General features: G+C 58.7%; 16 protein-coding genes. 4 read left to right on the top strand and 12 right to left on the bottom strand.

All coding sequences use genetic code 11. The features are described from left to right. Positions 1-91: 91 nt before the first annotated feature. The 7 genes from VNZ60_RS15700 to VNZ60_RS15670 all read right to left on the bottom strand — a co-directional run bounded on the left by VNZ60_RS15700 (position 92) and on the right by VNZ60_RS15670 (position 7,303). Positions 92-991, bottom strand: a complete 900-nt coding sequence (locus tag VNZ60_RS15700) for an efflux RND transporter periplasmic adaptor subunit (protein WP_325660693.1) — start codon at positions 989-991, stop codon at positions 92-94. 55 nt (positions 992-1,046) lie between these two features. Beyond that, positions 1,047-1,250 (bottom strand): DUF1656 domain-containing protein, encoded by a 204-nt coding sequence (locus VNZ60_RS15695; RefSeq protein ID WP_325660691.1) that lies wholly within the window; start codon positions 1,248-1,250, stop codon positions 1,047-1,049. Positions 1,251-1,252: 2 nt separating this feature from the next. Continuing rightward, positions 1,253-3,364, bottom strand: coding sequence for an FUSC family protein (locus VNZ60_RS15690; RefSeq protein ID WP_325660689.1), 2,112 nt, complete (start codon positions 3,362-3,364; stop codon positions 1,253-1,255). Between the two features lie 12 nt (positions 3,365-3,376). Beyond that, positions 3,377-4,894, bottom strand: a complete 1,518-nt coding sequence (locus tag VNZ60_RS15685) for an efflux transporter outer membrane subunit (protein ID WP_325660687.1) — start codon at positions 4,892-4,894, stop codon at positions 3,377-3,379. A gap of 198 nt (positions 4,895-5,092) precedes the next feature. After that, positions 5,093-5,365: a DUF4148 domain-containing protein gene (locus VNZ60_RS15680; RefSeq protein WP_325660685.1), complete on the bottom strand. Its 273-nt coding sequence runs from the start codon at positions 5,363-5,365 to the stop codon at positions 5,093-5,095. A 329-nt stretch (positions 5,366-5,694) separates the two neighbouring features. Beyond that, on the bottom strand, positions 5,695-6,825 hold the full coding sequence (gene mnmA, locus VNZ60_RS15675) for a tRNA 2-thiouridine(34) synthase MnmA (RefSeq protein ID WP_325660683.1): 1,131 nt from the start codon (positions 6,823-6,825) through the stop codon (positions 5,695-5,697). Beyond that, complete coding sequence (locus VNZ60_RS15670) at positions 6,815-7,303, bottom strand: NUDIX hydrolase (protein WP_325660681.1); 489 nt, start codon at positions 7,301-7,303, stop codon at positions 6,815-6,817. Before VNZ60_RS15670 ends, mnmA begins: the two co-directional genes overlap by 11 nt. 210 nt (positions 7,304-7,513) lie before the next feature. Here VNZ60_RS15670 and VNZ60_RS15665 point away from each other — a divergent pair, with 210 nt between their 5' ends. The 4 genes from VNZ60_RS15665 to VNZ60_RS15650 all read left to right on the top strand — a co-directional run bounded on the left by VNZ60_RS15665 (position 7,514) and on the right by VNZ60_RS15650 (position 10,911). Next, positions 7,514-8,629 (top strand): Re/Si-specific NAD(P)(+) transhydrogenase subunit alpha, encoded by a 1,116-nt coding sequence (locus VNZ60_RS15665; protein WP_325660679.1) that lies wholly within the window; start codon positions 7,514-7,516, stop codon positions 8,627-8,629. Between the two features lie 99 nt (positions 8,630-8,728). Beyond that, on the top strand, positions 8,729-9,091 hold the full coding sequence (panD, locus tag VNZ60_RS15660) for an aspartate 1-decarboxylase (RefSeq protein WP_211467808.1): 363 nt from the start codon (positions 8,729-8,731) through the stop codon (positions 9,089-9,091). Between the two features lie 60 nt (positions 9,092-9,151). Further along, entirely contained in the window at positions 9,152-9,478 is a 327-nt protein-coding gene (locus VNZ60_RS15655) for an NAD(P) transhydrogenase subunit alpha part 2 (RefSeq protein WP_211467806.1), read from the top strand. After that, positions 9,475-10,911 carry an NAD(P)(+) transhydrogenase (Re/Si-specific) subunit beta gene (locus tag VNZ60_RS15650; protein WP_325660675.1) on the top strand — a complete coding sequence of 479 codons (1,437 nt, stop codon included), beginning with the start codon at positions 9,475-9,477 and terminating at the stop codon, positions 10,909-10,911. The genes VNZ60_RS15655 and VNZ60_RS15650 overlap by 4 nt, the downstream gene beginning before the upstream one ends. Before the next feature lie 90 nt (positions 10,912-11,001). Here the strand turns inward: VNZ60_RS15650 and VNZ60_RS15645 are convergent, their stop codons facing one another. The 5 genes from VNZ60_RS15645 to VNZ60_RS15625 form a co-directional block, all read right to left on the bottom strand. Continuing rightward, positions 11,002-12,174, bottom strand: coding sequence for a UbiH/UbiF/VisC/COQ6 family ubiquinone biosynthesis hydroxylase (locus VNZ60_RS15645; RefSeq protein ID WP_325660673.1), 1,173 nt, complete (start codon positions 12,172-12,174; stop codon positions 11,002-11,004). Further along, entirely contained in the window at positions 12,171-12,803 is a 633-nt protein-coding gene (locus VNZ60_RS15640) for an HAD family hydrolase (protein ID WP_325660671.1), read from the bottom strand. Before VNZ60_RS15640 ends, VNZ60_RS15645 begins: the two co-directional genes overlap by 4 nt. After that, positions 12,800-14,140, bottom strand: coding sequence for a Xaa-Pro aminopeptidase (gene pepP / locus VNZ60_RS15635; protein WP_325660670.1), 1,341 nt, complete (start codon positions 14,138-14,140; stop codon positions 12,800-12,802). Before pepP ends, VNZ60_RS15640 begins: the two co-directional genes overlap by 4 nt. A gap of 70 nt (positions 14,141-14,210) precedes the next feature. Continuing rightward, the gene (gene murU / locus VNZ60_RS15630) at positions 14,211-14,918 is read right to left on the bottom strand and encodes an N-acetylmuramate alpha-1-phosphate uridylyltransferase MurU (RefSeq protein WP_325660668.1); all 708 of its coding nucleotides are present in this window, start codon (positions 14,916-14,918) and stop codon (positions 14,211-14,213) included. Between the two features lie 20 nt (positions 14,919-14,938). Next, positions 14,939-15,976, bottom strand: coding sequence for an aminoglycoside phosphotransferase family protein (locus VNZ60_RS15625; RefSeq protein ID WP_325660666.1), 1,038 nt, complete (start codon positions 15,974-15,976; stop codon positions 14,939-14,941). Positions 15,977-16,143 lie beyond the last annotated feature (167 nt).

Genomic DNA, 16,143 nt, shown 5'->3' with positions numbered 1-16,143 from the left:
AGAGTTTCTTTTCGCGGTGTTTGCGAAAATTACTCTGACCCCATTTGACGGACTACGGAGTGCATTTGCTGCATCCGATTTGTGGTTATCACTAGCGCGCCGTTGCCGCCGGCCGTTGTCCCGGTTTGACAATCACGGTACAAGTCATGCCGGCCGCCAGCGTTACGCCATCCGGCACTTTGTCGATATGGATGCGCACCGGCACGCGTTGCGCCAGCCGGACCCAGTTGAAACTCGGATTCACATTCGCCAGGCCGTAGCTGCCAAGTGCGTTATCGCGATCGGTAATGCCGCGCGAGATGCTGTCGATATGGCCGTTGATGATCTGCTCGCTGCCGAGCAAGCGCATGTCGACCGCATCGCCGACTTTCATCAAGGGCAGTTTGTTTTCCTCGAAATAGCCGTACACCCAGAATGAATTGGCATCAAGCACCGCCAGCTTGGGGCTGCCGGCCTGAGCGAAGTCGCCGGCGTGGACGTTGAGGTTGGTGATCCAGCCGTCTACCGTCGCCCTGACTTCGGTGCGATCCAGGTTTAGCTTGGCGCTGTCGCGCGCGACCAGTGCTGCTTGATACTGGGCCTGGGCGGCGGACGCATCGGCGCTGGAGTTTTCGCGGTTTTCGCTGGAAATCACGTCGCCATCCAGTTTGGCGCGGCGCGCCGCATCGCGCTGTTTGGTGCTCAGGCCGATGCGGCGTTCGGCAACCACCGCTTCGGCTTGCGCCAACGCTAGCGCGTAGCGCGCCGGGTCGATCTTCATCAGCAGATCGCCTTTGTGAACGTAGCTGTTATCGGCTACCGGCACCGCGACCACGATACCCGAGACGTCAGCGGCGACGCTGATGACGTCGGCGCGCACGCGGCCGTCGCGGGTCCACGGGGTATTCATGTAGCGCTCCCACAGTGCGCGCGCCAGCAAGAAGGCGATCAGCACCACAATCAGCGTGATCGCTACTTGCAACAGGGTTTTTAAAACGCTTGATGATTTCATGTCGACCTTAGAACGAATTTTTTATGGCAAATTTTTATAACGGATTTATAGAAAATCAGACGGCGTGCAGCAGTAGCCCGGCGCCGCCGAAAATACAAAAGAACAGGGCGATCCGGAACAGGCTGGGATGCCAGACATAACGAAACAGGCCCAAGCGGGTGAATACCCAATCGATTGCCATCTGTAGAAACAGACAGCCGATAAATACCAACAGCAAGGTCGGAATGAGCGCATCGAATAGTGCGATTTCACGCGGCATGATCAGCTCTCGGAAGTAATAGGTGAAGTTTCGGCGGGCGTCAGCACGGTGACGCGCTCCAGCATGGCGCCGCGCATCAGATGCAGATTGGCGAGCACGGCGTGCAGCTCGCCGCACACGGCAACTGCGGCTAGCACGGCGTCCAGCGCGGCGCGCAAGCGGGGTTGGCTAGGGCTGGCAAACAGGTGGGCGATGCTGCGCACGCTTTGCGCGATTTTGTCATGCGCTTGCGGATCTGTGACGTGCAGGGTTTCCTGGCGCAGCTGGATCACGGCGCGGCCGATTTCCAGTACCGATAATAACCAGGTCATGATATCGCGGTCGTCCTGATCATCCAGCGAATGGGTAACCGCAAAACGCGACAGCAAATCGCGGGTGCCGCTTTCAAAGCGGCCGGCCAAGCCGGGTAGCGGGCGATTGCAGGCTTCCACTACCTGGCGGCGCAGAGCGCGCGCCAGGCGGCGCTTGATCCAGCGGCTGTCGGATGGATCGATGATCTGATACATGACCGAGGCGATGGCAACTCCGAGCAGGCCGCCGGTCATGCCGTTGAGCAGGGTCAGTATGTCGAACTCATAGCTGCTGCCGATGCTGGCGTAGGAAAAGAAGAACAGCAATACGCCAGTGCCGATGCCGGAGTATTTCCTGGTGGTGGTAAGCCAGGCGCCGATCGTGATGAATGGTATTAGCGAGAAGCACAGCATGGTGAAGTTTTCGGCTCGCGATTGCAGATAATAGGCCGACAGGAAGCCGAAAAATCCGCCTAGCACAGCGCCGATCATGAATTGGCGCACTACCTGGGTAGGCGACGGCGCTGCGGCAAACAGGGCACTGACGACGGTCGCCATGGCAACTGCATCGGTGCCGGAAACCCAGCCGGATTCTATCCAGAACAGCGACGATATGCCAAAGCCGATCGCCGCCCGCAGCGCCGAGGTCACGACCATAGTCGGATCGGTGCGCGTCACATAGCGGGCGGGCAACTGGAGATCGTCCGGCATGTGCATTTCGGCATGGATCACGACTGCATGGATTCTTGCGTAGATCTGCAATTCATCGGCAAACCTGACTAGCAGCTCGGTGGCTGAATCGAAGTCGAGCAAATGGCTGCCGTCGCTATCAATCCCCTTGCCGATACTGCTGGCCGCCAGGCCGCGTTGCAAAGCAGCCAGGCGTTGCGGCAGCCCGCTGCGGACCTGGGCCAGCTGAGTCCGATCCTGGCTGGAGAGGGCGCGCACCATCGCTTGGTATTCCATCAACAAGGCATCGAGCGTGCTTTGTTTGCCATTCTTTTGCAGGCGGCCGAACAATTGATCGAGCGAGTGAAAAGTGGTGGAGGCGGTCATGAAGGCGTGGTTCAACTGGCGCAACTGCAGGTTTTGCAGATGTCCGGTGGCGCTTTCGAATACCGACGAGGTGCGCAGTGCTTCAAACGCAATGACTTCGCCGGCAAAGCGCAGCACCATGCGCTCGCGCGCCGGCCGCGAACTGGCGCCGGCGTCATCCAGTGCAATAAAGGTTTTGAAATCGGCGAAACGCTTGCGCACTGTCAGCAGCAGGACGTCTGACAAGCGTTTGGGAAACAGCACATCGCTGACCACGCCGGCGCACAGCAGACCCAGCATCACTTCTGCCAGGCGCGTCATGGCAATATCGAAAGCCTGATCCGGCTGCAGTGCTGCCGGCAAGCCGACGATCACCAGGGTATAGCCGGCCAGTACGAAGGCATACGATTGAAAATTGCGGAAGATGGTCGAGCCGGCGGTGCACAGGGCTACCCAGCAGGCGCCGGCAACCAGGAACAAGATCGGTTGCTGCGTAAACGAGGCGGCCAGGATGATCGACATGATGACGCCGACCGAGGTGCCGATGAAACGATAAAAGCCCTTGGCCAGCACCAGGCCGCTGCGTGGTTGCAGCACGATGATGACGGTGACCATCGCGGTGCCGGGCTTGGACAGGTCGAATAGCAGCGACAGGCCCAGCGCCAGCATGGTCGCCAGCAGGATTTTGCTGATATACAGCAGATCCTGGCCGTGGCCTTCCAGCCAGCTGACGCCAGCATGCTTCAGGTGATCGAGCCAGTGGTTACGGCTGCTTGCAATCTCGCTCATGGTCGGCGTCGCTTATTTTTCTGCAGAGCTAGCGCTGGCGGCGGCGTTTGCCGGCTGCGGCAAGTCGTCACCCAGGCCGCCGCCCAGCGCCTGCATCAGCTGCGCCCAGCTATCCAGATAACCGGCGCGGATCTGTGTCACGCGTTGCTGTTGCTGCAGCAGCACCAACTGGGTTTGAATCACATTGATATTGGCGGTCAGGCCGGCCTGGTAAGCGCGCTTGGCCAGATCGTAGGATTGTGTAGCCAGCGCCAGCGCCTGCTCCGATTGGCCGCGTTGCTGTTGCTGCGATTTCAATTTGATGATCTGGTCGGCCACGCTTTGCAGGGCTTGCACCAGGGTGTTGTTGTAGCTTTCGATCGCAGCGTCGAGTGCGGCGGTTTGAGCGCCGAGATTGGCGCGCAGGCGGCCGCCTTCGAAAATCGGCAGCGATATCGCCGGCCCGGCGCCGCGCACGCCGGCAGATGAACTCAGGAAATGGGTAAAGCCGAGCGCTTGCAAGCCGATGAAGGCGGAGATATTGATATCCGGATAAAACGCCGCCTTGGCAACATCGATGTTCTTGTCCATGGCTTCGACCCGCCAGCGTTGCGCAATCACGTCCGGACGGCGGCCGATCAGATGCGCCGGCACATTGTCGGGCAAACCGATGGCGGGTGGCGTGCTGTTGTCAACGCCAACCAGGCGCGCCGCCAGTTGTGGCCGCTGGATTGCATCGCCGCCGCCGGGGCCTTTACCGCTTAAGGCGGCAATCTGGTTACGCAGCAAGGCAATGTTTTCGTCGATTTTTTCGATATTGGCACGCGCTTCCGGCAATGCGGTTTGGGCCTGGCTGAGTTCCAGCCTGGTGCCAAGGCCGGCCGCCAGTTTTCGTTGGGCGATGTTGGCGATCGAAGTTTGCTGTGTCAGCGTCGAGCTGGCGATATCGTGCAATGCATATTCGGTCGCCAGCTGCAAATAGCCGCGCACCACGGCCACTTCCAGATTCAACTGGGCGCTGCGGGCTTCGGCGGCGCTCACATGGACGGTATCGAGCGCCGATTCGAGCTCGCTGCGATCTTTGTCCCACAGGTCAAGATCGTAACTGGCCTTGACGGTAATTTCGTTGTCCCAGTTCCAGCTGCCGCCCAGCGGTGGCGGAAAGATGTATTCAGAGGAGTACAAGCCGCGGGTGCTGCTAGCTTCGGCGCCGACCTTGGGCAGGGTGGCGGCACGCGCCACGCCGGCCAATGACGATGCCTGGCGGATACGGGCCTGGGCGATTTTCAGGTTGGGGCTGCCGGCAATCGCTTGTTGTACCAGGGTATCCAGCTGCGGGTCGCCATAACTTTGCCACCATGCGCTGGTCGGCCATGCAGTGTTGGCGGCGCTGCTCAATGCGGCGCCGGCAGAAAGAGAGTTGCCGTCCGTCAGTTTCGATTGCGGGTTGATACCTGAAAAATCAGCGCAGGCGCTTAACAACAGCGTCAGGGAACAGGCCAGCAACAGGCTGACCGAAGGATAAGACTTGGAGGGAAAATATGACCGCATGTGAACCCGAATTATGTGACTTGAGAGATCTGAACGTTTGGATCTGTTGGGGCACCTGCGTCTAGCTCAGCTCCGAGGTTTGGCGGTGCGCTGGGATATGAACGAATAATAGCAAAACGCCAGCATTGCTGGCGTTTTGCGTAACTCCGGAAATTCGCGGAGTCAGTGTCGCATCAGATGCTTTTGCAACTTGACAATTTAGTTGCCACTGTAGACCGATGGCTCTGCCTTGCTGACTTGGCTCACGACTTCAGCGCGGCTGACTGGCTTGCCTGCGGCCGCAACCACAGGGTAGGAATTACTGGCCACAGCTAGCGAACCGTCTTTTTGAGCTTGCACCAGCTCAGCCTGGACATCGGCACGCGATTTGGTCGAGACGAACGGTGTTTCAGGTGGATATGGGGTAACGGCCATGGCGCTGCCAGCGGCGGCTAAGATTGCGAGACCTGCGATAAATTGTTTGGTGTTCATTTTTTTCTCCAGTAGGTTGATGGCACCGGGCTCGGCGGTACAGGCGAGATTGCAGCCCGTCGGGTCCTGCCTCGGTGAGCGGCGCACTTGCATTTTTGATCTTGCTTGTGTGTTGCGCCCATCGATGAAGCAAAGTGTAGAGACTTCACAATCAACAATAAATGGTCATACTGGAAATTTACTGTTCCTGAAATAGAAATAATAAAAAGGAACTAATTGCTGTATATGCACAACAAAACGAGCTGTGGCAAAGCTTGGGAAAGAGGCTGGTCAGGACGACCAGCGGGGAAAGAGCTGGTTTTGCATCATTAAAAGATGCAAAACCAGTATCAGGCAGCGTTGCCCGATGACTCGATAATGCCGCCGCCGAGGCAGACATCGCCGTCATACAGCACGGCAGACTGGCCGGGAGTGACGGCCCATTGCGGATCGCTAAATTTCAGGGCGAAATTCTCCGCTTCAGGCAGCAGCAGGCTGTCAAATCTGCAAGCCATGTCAGCCTGCCGATAGCGCGTCTTGGCCGACAAGCGGCCGCTGTCCGGCGCTTCACCGGCAACCCAGCTGAGTTGGCCGGCCTGCAGCGTCGATGACAGCAGCCAGGGGTGATCGTGTCCCTGAACGATGTATAAAGTGTTGTTTTCTACATCCTTCCTGGCCACATACCAGGGATCGCTGTCGCCGCCGGCGTTCTTGTGCGTCTTCATGCCGCCCAGGCCGATGCCCTTGCGCTGGCCCAGCGTGTAAAAACTCAAGCCTACGTGCTCGCCCACCACATCGCCGTCCGGCGTCTTCATCGGCCCCGGCTGGTAGGACAGATAACGATTCAGGAATTCGCGGAATGGCCGTTCGCCGATAAAGCAGATGCCGGTCGAGTCCTTTTTCTTGGCATTCGGCAACTGGATCTGCTCGGCGATCTTGCGCACTTCGGTTTTCTGGATTTCACCCAGCGGGAATAAGGTTCGGGACAATTGCGACTGGTTCAGGCGGTGCAGGAAATAACTTTGATCCTTGCTGGCGTCAACCGCTTTCAACAACTCGAAGCGGCCGGAATCGGCCTGCCGCACGCGAGCGTAATGACCGGTGGCGATCAGATCAGCGCCCAGCTTCATGGCGTGATCGAGGAAGGCCTTGAATTTGATTTCGGCATTGCACAGCACATCGGGATTGGGGGTGCGGCCAGCCTGATACTCGCGCAGGAATTCGGCGAATACCCGGTCTTTGTACTCGGCGGCAAAATTCACCGCTTCAATGTCGACGCCAATCACGTCGGCGACGCTGACCGCATCGATCCAGTCCTGCCGGGTCGAGCAGTACTCGGAATCGTCGTCGTCTTCCCAATTTTTCATGAACAGGCCGATGACTTCATAACCCTGTTGCTTCAGCATCCAGGCCGAGACAGAGGAATCGACCCCGCCCGACATGCCGATGACCACGCGTTTTTTATTTGACTTATTCGACATGAGCCACTCCATAGGCGCTTGGGTGGGTGTTCAGCATGGCTAACGGTGCGCGCTGGCCGCGCAGGTAATCGTCAATGCATAGCAACACTTGCGGACTGCGGTGACGCTCCGGACAAGCCGCCAGTTCGTCGCGCGACAGCCACAGGGTACGCAAGATGCCATGATCCAGCGCCTGATCGTGTTCGGCGCCAAGATCGCCGCAGAAAGCGAAGCGTAAGTAAGTGACCGCTTTTCCGGTACGCGCCGAAATATAACGCGCCATATACATGCCAACCAGCGCGGTAGGGATGAAATCGTGCGCTGTTTCTTCCAGCGTCTCGCGCACCACCGCCTGCAGCAGCGACTCGTTGGGATCGAGATGGCCGGCTGGCTGGTTGATGCGGATGCCGTCACTGGTCGCTTCTTCAATCAGCAAGAAGCGGCCGTCGCGCTCTATGATGGCGGCGACTGTGACGGAGGGTTTCCAAACGTCAGTCATAAATTCCTCGGTTAATCCGATATTTTAACTTGCCTGCCGGTTTTCGATGAGATGTGCTCACGGAGCACGGAGAGGCGAGGTAATTGTAGTCATAGTCGCAACCAGGGATTAATTTTAGGATAAATAACCTACATCAAGACCTATGGTTGTTGGGCCGCAATTTTTCCGTGTAAGATTCCGGGAGATTCTTAACACTAATGGGAGAAGTACATGAAAATCGGCATCCCCGCCGAGACGCGGCCTGGCGAAACCCGGGTTGCAGCGACTCCGGAGACGGTAAAGAAGCTGGTGGCAGCCAAACATCAGGTGCTGGTGCAGTCCGGTGCAGGCATTTCGTCCAGCATTCCCGATGCAGCCTACGCTGCGGCAGGCGCCGAGGTGGTGACGGCTGCAGCAGCATTCGGCGTGGAAACCGTGCTCAAAGTGCGTGCTCCCAGCGCCGACGAGCTGACCCTGCTGAAAAGCGGTACGGTCGTGGTCGGTATGCTGAATCCTTTTGATGCCGACAATATTGCTGTTATGGCAAGTCACGGCCTGACGGCGTTTGCGCTGGAAGCTGCGCCGCGCACTTCGCGCGCGCAATCGATGGATGTGCTGTCATCGCAAGCCAATATCGCCGGTTATAAGGCGGTGTTGATGGCGGCCAATACCTATCAGCGTTTCATGCCGATGCTGATGACCGCCGCCGGTACCGTCAAGGCGGCGCGCATGCTGATCATGGGAGCCGGCGTGGCCGGCTTGCAGGCGATCGCCACCGCCAAGCGTCTGGGCGCAGTGATCGAGGCCTCCGATGTGCGGCCGGCCGTGAAAGAACAGATCGAGTCGCTCGGCGCAAAATTCCTGGACGTGCCTTTCATTACGGATGAAGAAAGGGAAATTGCCCAAGGCGTCGGCGGTTATGCGCGGCAGATGCCGGCCGACTGGATGCGACGCCAGGCCGAACTGGTGCATGAGCGCGCCAAGCAAGCCGACATCATTATCACCACCGCCCTGATCCCCGGCCGCAAAGCACCCGTGCTGATCAGCGAAGACACCGTCAGGGCGATGAAGCCGGGTTCGGTGATTCTCGATATGGCGGTCGACCAGGGCGGCAACTGCCCTTTGTCGGAGAGCGGCAAGACCGTCATCAAGCACGGCGTCCACATCATCGGCGAAGGCAATCTGGCGGCGCTGGTGGCGGCCGACGCTTCGGCGCTGTATGCGCGCAACCTGCTCGATTTCCTCAAGCTGATCATCAATGCCGAAGGCGGCCTGGTGATTAATCGCGAGGACGATATCGTTGCCGGCACCTTGCTATGCAGCGGCGGCGAAGTGCTGCGCAAATAAGCGACCCAACTAAGTTGCCGAAACAAGTACCGATTTAATTAATAGCTGTAAGGGGCAACCGGCTTTGGCCGGCGCCTTCGTAAACTGGAGAAACAAGATATGCAACGCATCATGCTGCGCGCAAAAATTCATCGCGCAACCGTTACCCAAGCCGACCTGCACTACGAGGGTTCTTGCGGGATAGATGAAGACCTGCTGGAAGCGGCCGACATTCGCGAGTTTGAAAAGATCGAGCTGTACAACGTCAACAACGGCCAGCGTTTTTCAACTTATGCGATCCGCGGCAAACGCGGCAGCGGCGAAATTTCGCTGAACGGCGCCGCTGCACGCTGCGCTCATCTGGGTGACTTGCTGATCATTTGCACTTATGCGCCGCTGTCTGACGAAGAGGCGCGCAGCTATGTGCCGAAAGTGGTGTTTGTCGATGACAACAACCGCATCACCGGCCTGAAGAAAATCTAAAGCGAGTAGTTAAGTCAACTGCGCGAGTTTTCAGCGCTGTCCTTCTATCAAAGGGAAACCATGGAAGTCACGCACACCATCACCAACCTGATCATTTTCGTACTGGCGATCTACGTCGGTTACCACGTGGTCTGGACCGTTACACCTGCCCTGCACACACCGCTGATGGCGGTCACCAACGCGATCTCTGCGATCATCATCATCGGCGCCATGCTGGCGGCCGGCTTGACCGAAGGCATGGTCGGCCAGGTTACCGGCACGCTGGCGGTGGCGCTGGCGGCTGTCAATGTATTCGGCGGCTTTCTGGTGACGCAGCGCATGCTGGAAATGTTCAAGAAAAAAGAGCCGAAGGCAAAACCTGCTGCTAAAGAAGGAGCCCAGCAATGAGTATGAATCTGGTGACGATGTTGTACCTGATCGCCTCGGTCTGCTTCATCCAGGCGCTCAAGGGTTTGTCGCATCCGACTTCAGCGCGGCGCGGCAATGTATTCGGCATGGCTGGCATGGCGATTGCCGTGGTGACCACGATTGCCTTGATCGTCAAACTGAAGGCTGAATCGCAAGGAGCCGGCCTCGGTTTCTGGCTGGTGGCCGGCGGCGTGGTGGTGGGCGGCAGCATCGGCGCTTTCCTGGCGAAACGCGTCGAGATGACCAAGATGCCGGAACTGGTGGCGGCGATGCATTCGCTGATCGGCCTGGCGGCAGTATGTATCGCGGTGGCTGCGGTGTCGGAGCCTTGGGCTTTCGGTATCGCTGCCCACGGCGAGGCGCTGCCGGTCGGTAACCGCATCGAGCTGTTTATCGGCACCTTCGTCGGTGCGATTACCTTCTCCGGTTCGGTGATTGCATTTGGCAAGCTCTCGGGGAAATACAAATTCCGCCTGTTCCAGGGCGCACCGGTCAGCTTCAGGGGGCAGCATTTCATCAACCTGTTGCTGGCCGTGGCGATGCTGGGGCTGGGAATCATCTTTGTGCTGACCCAGTCCTGGCTGCCCTTCATCCTGATGACCATCATCGCGTTTGCGCTAGGCGTGCTGATCATTATCCCGATCGGCGGCGCCGACATGCCGGTAGTGGTGTCGATGCTTAACAGCTATTCAGGCTGGGCGGCTGCCGGCATCGGTTTTTCGCTCAACAATTCGATGCTGATCATCGCCGGATCGCTGGTCGGTTCCAGCGGCGCGATCCTGTCCTACATCATGTGCAAGGCGATGAATCGCTCGTTCTTCAACGTGATCCTGGGCGGCTTTGGCGGCGACGCAGCTGCCGCAACGGCAGGTGGTGCACAAGCCCAGCGCCCGGTGAAATCCGGCTCCGCCGACGATGCCTCGTTCCTGTTGGGGAATGCCGAAACCGTCATCATCGTTCCCGGCTACGGCCTGGCGGTGGCGCGTGCCCAGCACGCATTGATGGAACTGGCTGAAAAGCTGTCGCACAAGGGTGTCACCGTCAAGTTCGCGATCCACCCGGTGGCCGGGCGCATGCCGGGCCACATGAACGTCTTGCTGGCCGAGGCCGAAGTGCCGTACGACCAGGTGTTCGAGATGGAAGACATCAACAGCGAATTCGCCCAGGCCGACGTGGTGCTGGTATTGGGCGCCAACGACGTCGTCAATCCGGCCGCCAAGGATCCGAAGTCATCGATTGCCGGCATGCCTATCCTGGAGGCCTACAAAGCCAAGACCGTCATCGTCAACAAGCGTTCGATGGCCTCCGGCTATGCCGGACTGGACAACGAGCTGTTCTACATGGATAAAACCATGATGGTGTTTGGTGACGCCAAGAAGGTGATTGAGGATATGGCGAAGGCGATTGAGTAAGGGCTAAGTAAGCGTTGACCACTCCCATAAAAAAAAGCCGCACCAGGTAAAACCGGCGCGGTTTTTTTTATGGTGCGAGTGAAGCGAAGTTTAGCGTCGCCCAAACATCATTTGTTGCGCAAGCAAGCGTCTGGCCGGCTTCACCACATCCACCAGTCCGAGCGATAAGCCGAGCAGGGTTTGCGATATGGCGCCGTCGGGCGCACTGGCAAAAATCCGCGCCATGATATCGGTCAGGTGGATCGTCAAACTGCGGTCTGACTGCCTGGTGGCGGCAAACCGTTGCAGTGCGTCCGGCGTTATGTCGGTGGCCAGCAAACGCGCCAGCACCGTTGCATCGCGCAAGCCCAGATTCAATCCCTGGCCGGCAACCGGGTGCAGGGTTTGAGCGGCGTTGCCAATTGCCACGGTTCTGAGCGTAGCTCCCGGGCGTGCATTCAAGCCCAGCGAAAAACTGTTGCGTGCCGAGATTTTAGTAAAACGTCCAAGCCGGCCGCCGAAAGCCTGTGTCAACGCCGCCAGGAACGCTGCATCATCCAGCGCCAGCAACTGGCTTGCCGTCGCCGGGCGCACGCACCATACCAAGGCGTAGTTGTGGCCGTGCTCGTCATCCTGCGGCAGCAGCGCCAGCGGTCCCTGGTCGGTGAAGCGTTCGAAGGCGCGGTGTGCAATCGGCGCACTGCTCTGGACATGGGCGACGATGCCGACTTGCTGGTAATCGCGTTGCAGCGACTTATCGTCCTGGGCGCCGAACAGGCCGCCTTCAGCTTGCACCAGCAATTTGCTGCGTAGGGAACGGCCATCTGACAACTGCAACTCCACATGATCGTCCTGTTCGGTGCTGGCGCTGACTTGCGCCGGCCTCAGCAGATGGATATCTGCCAAAGACGGCAGTGCTGCCAAAGCCGTTACCAGGGTTCCGTAGCGAGTCACATAACCAAGCGCCGGCAGCTGGAATTCTTCGCGTTGAATCAGGGTGCGGCCGAAATGTGCACGGCGCGATACATGGATCTGATGGATCGCGGTGGCGGCGATCGGCCAGGCGCCGATCTCTTGCAGGATCTGGCGGCTGCCGTAGGAGAGCGCCAGAGAACGCGGATCTTGCCTTGCCTGTTCGACTGTCTTGGCATCGATCAGAGCAATGCGAGCCGCCGCCACGCCACGTTTTATCAGCAGCGCAGCCAGGCTCAAGCCGACCGGGCCGGCGCCGCAGATGGCGATGTCGACTTCTATCGGCAGCGGCTGATCGACTGGTTTGTTCATGCTGGCAATCCCCATGCGCGCAATTGCGCTGCGGTTAATTCCGGCGAGGTGTGATGGATGGCGCGCCAGCCGAGTGCGCGCGCCGCATCGACGTTTCTGAGGACGTCGTCGATGAACACCAGTTGTTGCGGTTGCGCATCGGGATAATGTTTGCGAATCCGCTCCAGCATGCGTTGGTATATACGGGCATCCGGCTTGATCAGTTTTTCATCGCCGGACACCAACACATCCTTGAAACGCTGCAGGAATGGATAGTTGTTCCAGGCATAGGGGAAAGTTTCGCCCGACCAGTTGGTCAATGCAAACAACGGCACGCCGGCCGTTTCCAGCGCCTCGAAAATCGCCACGCCTTCGGCCAGCGCGCCGCCTAACATTTCCGTCCAGCGCGCATAAAAAGCTTCGATCAGCTCCGCATGATCCGGGTGCTCAGCACTGAGGATAGCGGTGGCCTCGCTCAGCGGGCGGCCGGCGTCTTGCTGGAGATTCCACTCGCCGCTGCAGATGTTGGCGAGGAACCATTTGCGCTCGGTCTCATTGGTGATCAGCTTGCGGAACAGGTAGTCCGGGTTCCAGTCGATGAGAACGCCGCCGAGGTCGAACACAACGATGGTGGGAGCAGCGTGCGTCATTTGCGCATCAATGCTTCGATCTCGGCCACCGATGTCGGCACATCGCTGGTCAGGTTGTGGTTGCCGTCCGCGGTGACCAGGATATCGTCTTCAATGCGGATGCCGATATTCCAGTATTGTTCCGGCACCCCTTCGGCTGGCCGCACGTAGATGCCAGGCTCAACCGTAGTGACCATGCCGGGCTGCAGCTTGCGCCACGGTTTTTGCTGGCCTTCGGCAGCAGCTTCGCCGGGTTCACGGTAGGCGCCGACGTCGTGCACGTCAAGGCCGATCCAGTGGCCGGTGCTGTGCATGTAAAACTGACGATAATCGCCTTTGGCAATCACGTCGTCCAGCGTGCCGACTTTGTTTTTATCCAGCAGGCCGGTATCCAGCATGCCCTGCGCCAGCACCCGCAGCGCCGCATTGTGGCCATCGATGAAGCGCTGTCCGGGACGGGTTGCGGCTATCGCTGCATGCTGTGCCGCCAGCACGATTTCATATAAAGTTTTTTGCGGGCCCGAGAAGACGCCGTTGGCCGGAAAGGTGCGGGTGATGTCGGAGGCATAGCTTTCGAATTCACAGCCGGCGTCGATCAGCACCAGGTCACCGTCTTTCAGCTCGGTGTTGCCGGCGCGGTAGTGCAACACGCAAGCGTTAGCGCCGGTGGCGACGATAGAGGTATAAGCCGGCGATTCCGCGCCTTGGGTGCGGAACTCATGCAGCAATTCGGCTTCCAGGTGGTATTCGCGCAAGCCTGGGCGGGCCAGGTGCATGGCGCGCTTATGGGCGCCGGCGGCAATTTGTCCGGAGCGTTGCATGATCGCGTGTTCCCCCGCGTCTTTAAACAGACGCATCTCGGCCAGCAGCGGATCCAGGCTGTGGATGGTGGCCGGCGCGCTGACGCCGATGCGGGCCTGGCCGCTGAGTTTGTTGAGCCAGCCTTGCAATTGGCTGTCGCGATTGGCTTGTTTACCTAGCGAGTAAAAAATCGCCGGTACATCGGCTAGCAGTTTCGGCATTTCGGTATCGATGGCGTCGATCGCAAACGCGGCGTCGAAACCGAGCTGTTCACGCGCAGCGTCAGGGCCGAAGCGATAGCCGTCCCAGATTTCCCGCTCCAGATTTTTTTCGCGGCAAAACAAAATCGCCTTTGCATCCTTACCGGCGACCAGCACGATCACGGCGTCCGGTTCGGTAAAACCGGACAGGTAATAGAAGCTGCTGTCGTGACGGTAGGGGAAATCGGAATCGGCATTGCGCGCGGCTTCGGGCGCGGTCGAGATAATGGCGACGCCGCCACCCATGGCCTGCATTTGCGCAATCAGTTTGCTGCGGCGTGTGCTGTAAGGAGTCATGCTGGCGTCTTTCTGGAATGGGTTGATTTGCTGGCGCTGGGTGTTGTCGGTTGTAGTCGATGGTTGCCGATTACAGCGGTGCGTTCAGTTGATTCAGGCGTTCGATGGTGCCGACGTCGGTCCATTCGCCGCGATACACTTCGCCGCCGATCTGGCCGCGCGCGGCGTATTCGCGCAGCAAGGTCACCAGCTTTTCCGATTGTCCGGGGCTGACGGCGTCGAACATCGATGGCCGGTAAACGCCGATGCCGGAGAAGGTGTAGGTGTGGCCGGGTTCGCCGTCGTTGCTGACGGAAAAACTGTGCAAACCGAAATCGCCCTGCGGATGATGCGCCGGGTTTTTCACCAGGTAGAGCCAGGCGTTGTCGCGCTGGTCCAGCGCATACGGCTGGCCCCAGATATCCTTGTCTTCCAACGTATTCTTGACTTGTTCGAAGTCGAAATGCGGGCAGTAGACATCGCCGGCAATCGCCACGAACGGTTCCTCTCCCAGCAGATGGCGGGCGTTGGCGACGCCGCCTGCGGTTTCCAGCGCGACGGTTTCCGGTGAGTAGGAAATCGTCGCGCCGAATTTGCTGCCGTCACCCAAGGCATCTTCAATCATTTGTCCCAGGTGGGCGTGATTGATGACGATGTCGGTGATGCCGGCGCGCACCAGGTTGACGATGTGCCAGACGATCAACGGCCGGCCGCGGATCTTGAGCAAGGGCTTGGGGGTGGTGTCGGTCAGCGGGCGCATGCGCTCGCCGCGGCCGGCGGCAAAAATCATTGCTTTCATGGATTTTTTTCTGGTTGCAATTAGAACGTATAGCCGACCTGCACCGCTTTATCTTCCAGCTTGTCCAGTAAACGCACCAGTGGAATCAGTTCACGGTAACGCAGCGCGGTCTTGCGGACGTACTCCATGACTAGCGGGATATCTTTCAGATAGGCTTCCTTGCCGTCGCGGTGGTTCAGGCGAGCGAACAAGCCGAGTATCTTGAGATGGCGTTGCAGCCCCATGTATTCGAAATCGCGGTAGAAGGCGTCGATGTCCGGATGGACCGGCAGGCCGGCGCGTTTGGCGCGCTCCCAGTAACGGATCATCCAGTCGAGCACTTGCGCCTCGTCCCACTGGATATAAACATCGCGCAACAGCGAGACGATATCGTAGGTGATCGGCCCGAACAGTGCACCTTGGAAATCGAGTACGCCGGGATTGCCGGTTGGCAGCACCATCAGGTTGCGCGAGTGATAATCGCGATGGATAAACACTTGCGGCTGCGCCAGGTTGTTGGCCAGGATGGCGTCGAACACCTGGTTCAAGTCCGTGGTTTGCTGGTCGGTAAGCGTAGCCTTCAGATGCTTGCCGAGATACCATTCCGGAAATATTTGCAATTCTCGCAACAAAAAAGCGCGATCATATTCGGGCAACACGTCTGGCTGGCTTTTGGTTTGCAGCAATACCAGGGCGTCGATGGCGTCCATGTACAGTTTCGGCGCGCTGTCGTCATTCAATTGCTGCAGGTAAGTGGTAGAACCCAGATCGGACAGCAGCAGAAAGCCGCGTTCGACGTCTTGCGCCAGAATTTCAGGCACCGACAGGCCGATGCCGGCAAACAGTCCGGCAATTTCGATGAATGGCCGCACATCTTCTTGCGGCGGCGGCGCATCCATCACAATCAGGGTTCTGCCATCGACCGCATCGATTCTGAAATAGCGCCGGAAACTGGCGTCGGCGGAGGCTGGGCGGAGGGTTGCAGGCAGGGTGGGAATGGCGCTAAGCGCAGTTAGCCATTCGACAATTTGGGTCTGGCGCAGATCGGGCAGGGCGGGGGCAGACTGTGATAAAGACATTAAGCGTTCCAGTAATACGGTTGTCGGTAGTGAGTTCCCATATAATAAGGGATTAATTTCAAAAAATCGCCTGCTATGGTGTTTGCCAAATTCATTTCATGACCCGGTCCTCCTCAGCGCTCCCTAAGCAATTCCAGTCACGTTCAGGTCGGGCTGCGTCCCAATTG

It is taken from the genome of Collimonas sp., assembly GCF_035566375.1.
In the GTDB taxonomy this organism is placed as follows: Bacteria; Pseudomonadota; Gammaproteobacteria; order Burkholderiales; family Burkholderiaceae_D; genus Collimonas.
Note: the sequence above shows the minus strand (reverse complement) of the source record. Positions and strands in the feature narration are given on the sequence as shown.

Excerpts from the sequence above, each read along its gene's own strand:
- VNZ60_RS15640 (WP_325660671.1), bottom strand. The coding sequence starts at position 12,803 with ATGACGCACGCTGCTCCCACCATCGTTGTGTTCGACCTCGGCGGCGTT.
- pepP (WP_325660670.1), bottom strand. The coding sequence starts at position 14,140 with ATGACTCCTTACAGCACACGCCGCAGCAAACTGATTGCGCAAATGCAG.
- murU (WP_325660668.1), bottom strand. The coding sequence starts at position 14,918 with ATGAAAGCAATGATTTTTGCCGCCGGCCGCGGCGAGCGCATGCGCCCG.
- VNZ60_RS15680 (WP_325660685.1), bottom strand. The coding sequence starts at position 5,365 with ATGAACACCAAACAATTTATCGCAGGTCTCGCAATCTTAGCCGCCGCT.
- VNZ60_RS15700 (WP_325660693.1), bottom strand. The coding sequence starts at position 991 with ATGAAATCATCAAGCGTTTTAAAAACCCTGTTGCAAGTAGCGATCACG.
- VNZ60_RS15645 (WP_325660673.1), bottom strand. The coding sequence starts at position 12,174 with ATGAACAAACCAGTCGATCAGCCGCTGCCGATAGAAGTCGACATCGCC.
- VNZ60_RS15625 (WP_325660666.1), bottom strand. The coding sequence starts at position 15,976 with ATGTCTTTATCACAGTCTGCCCCCGCCCTGCCCGATCTGCGCCAGACC.
- VNZ60_RS15650 (WP_325660675.1), top strand. The coding sequence starts at position 9,475 with ATGAGTATGAATCTGGTGACGATGTTGTACCTGATCGCCTCGGTCTGC.
- VNZ60_RS15695 (WP_325660691.1), bottom strand. The coding sequence starts at position 1,250 with ATGCCGCGTGAAATCGCACTATTCGATGCGCTCATTCCGACCTTGCTG.
- VNZ60_RS15665 (WP_325660679.1), top strand. The coding sequence starts at position 7,514 with ATGAAAATCGGCATCCCCGCCGAGACGCGGCCTGGCGAAACCCGGGTT.
- panD (WP_211467808.1), top strand. The coding sequence starts at position 8,729 with ATGCAACGCATCATGCTGCGCGCAAAAATTCATCGCGCAACCGTTACC.
- VNZ60_RS15670 (WP_325660681.1), bottom strand. The coding sequence starts at position 7,303 with ATGACTGACGTTTGGAAACCCTCCGTCACAGTCGCCGCCATCATAGAG.
- VNZ60_RS15655 (WP_211467806.1), top strand. The coding sequence starts at position 9,152 with ATGGAAGTCACGCACACCATCACCAACCTGATCATTTTCGTACTGGCG.
- VNZ60_RS15685 (WP_325660687.1), bottom strand. The coding sequence starts at position 4,894 with ATGCGGTCATATTTTCCCTCCAAGTCTTATCCTTCGGTCAGCCTGTTG.
- mnmA (WP_325660683.1), bottom strand. The coding sequence starts at position 6,825 with ATGTCGAATAAGTCAAATAAAAAACGCGTGGTCATCGGCATGTCGGGC.
- VNZ60_RS15690 (WP_325660689.1), bottom strand. The coding sequence starts at position 3,364 with ATGAGCGAGATTGCAAGCAGCCGTAACCACTGGCTCGATCACCTGAAG.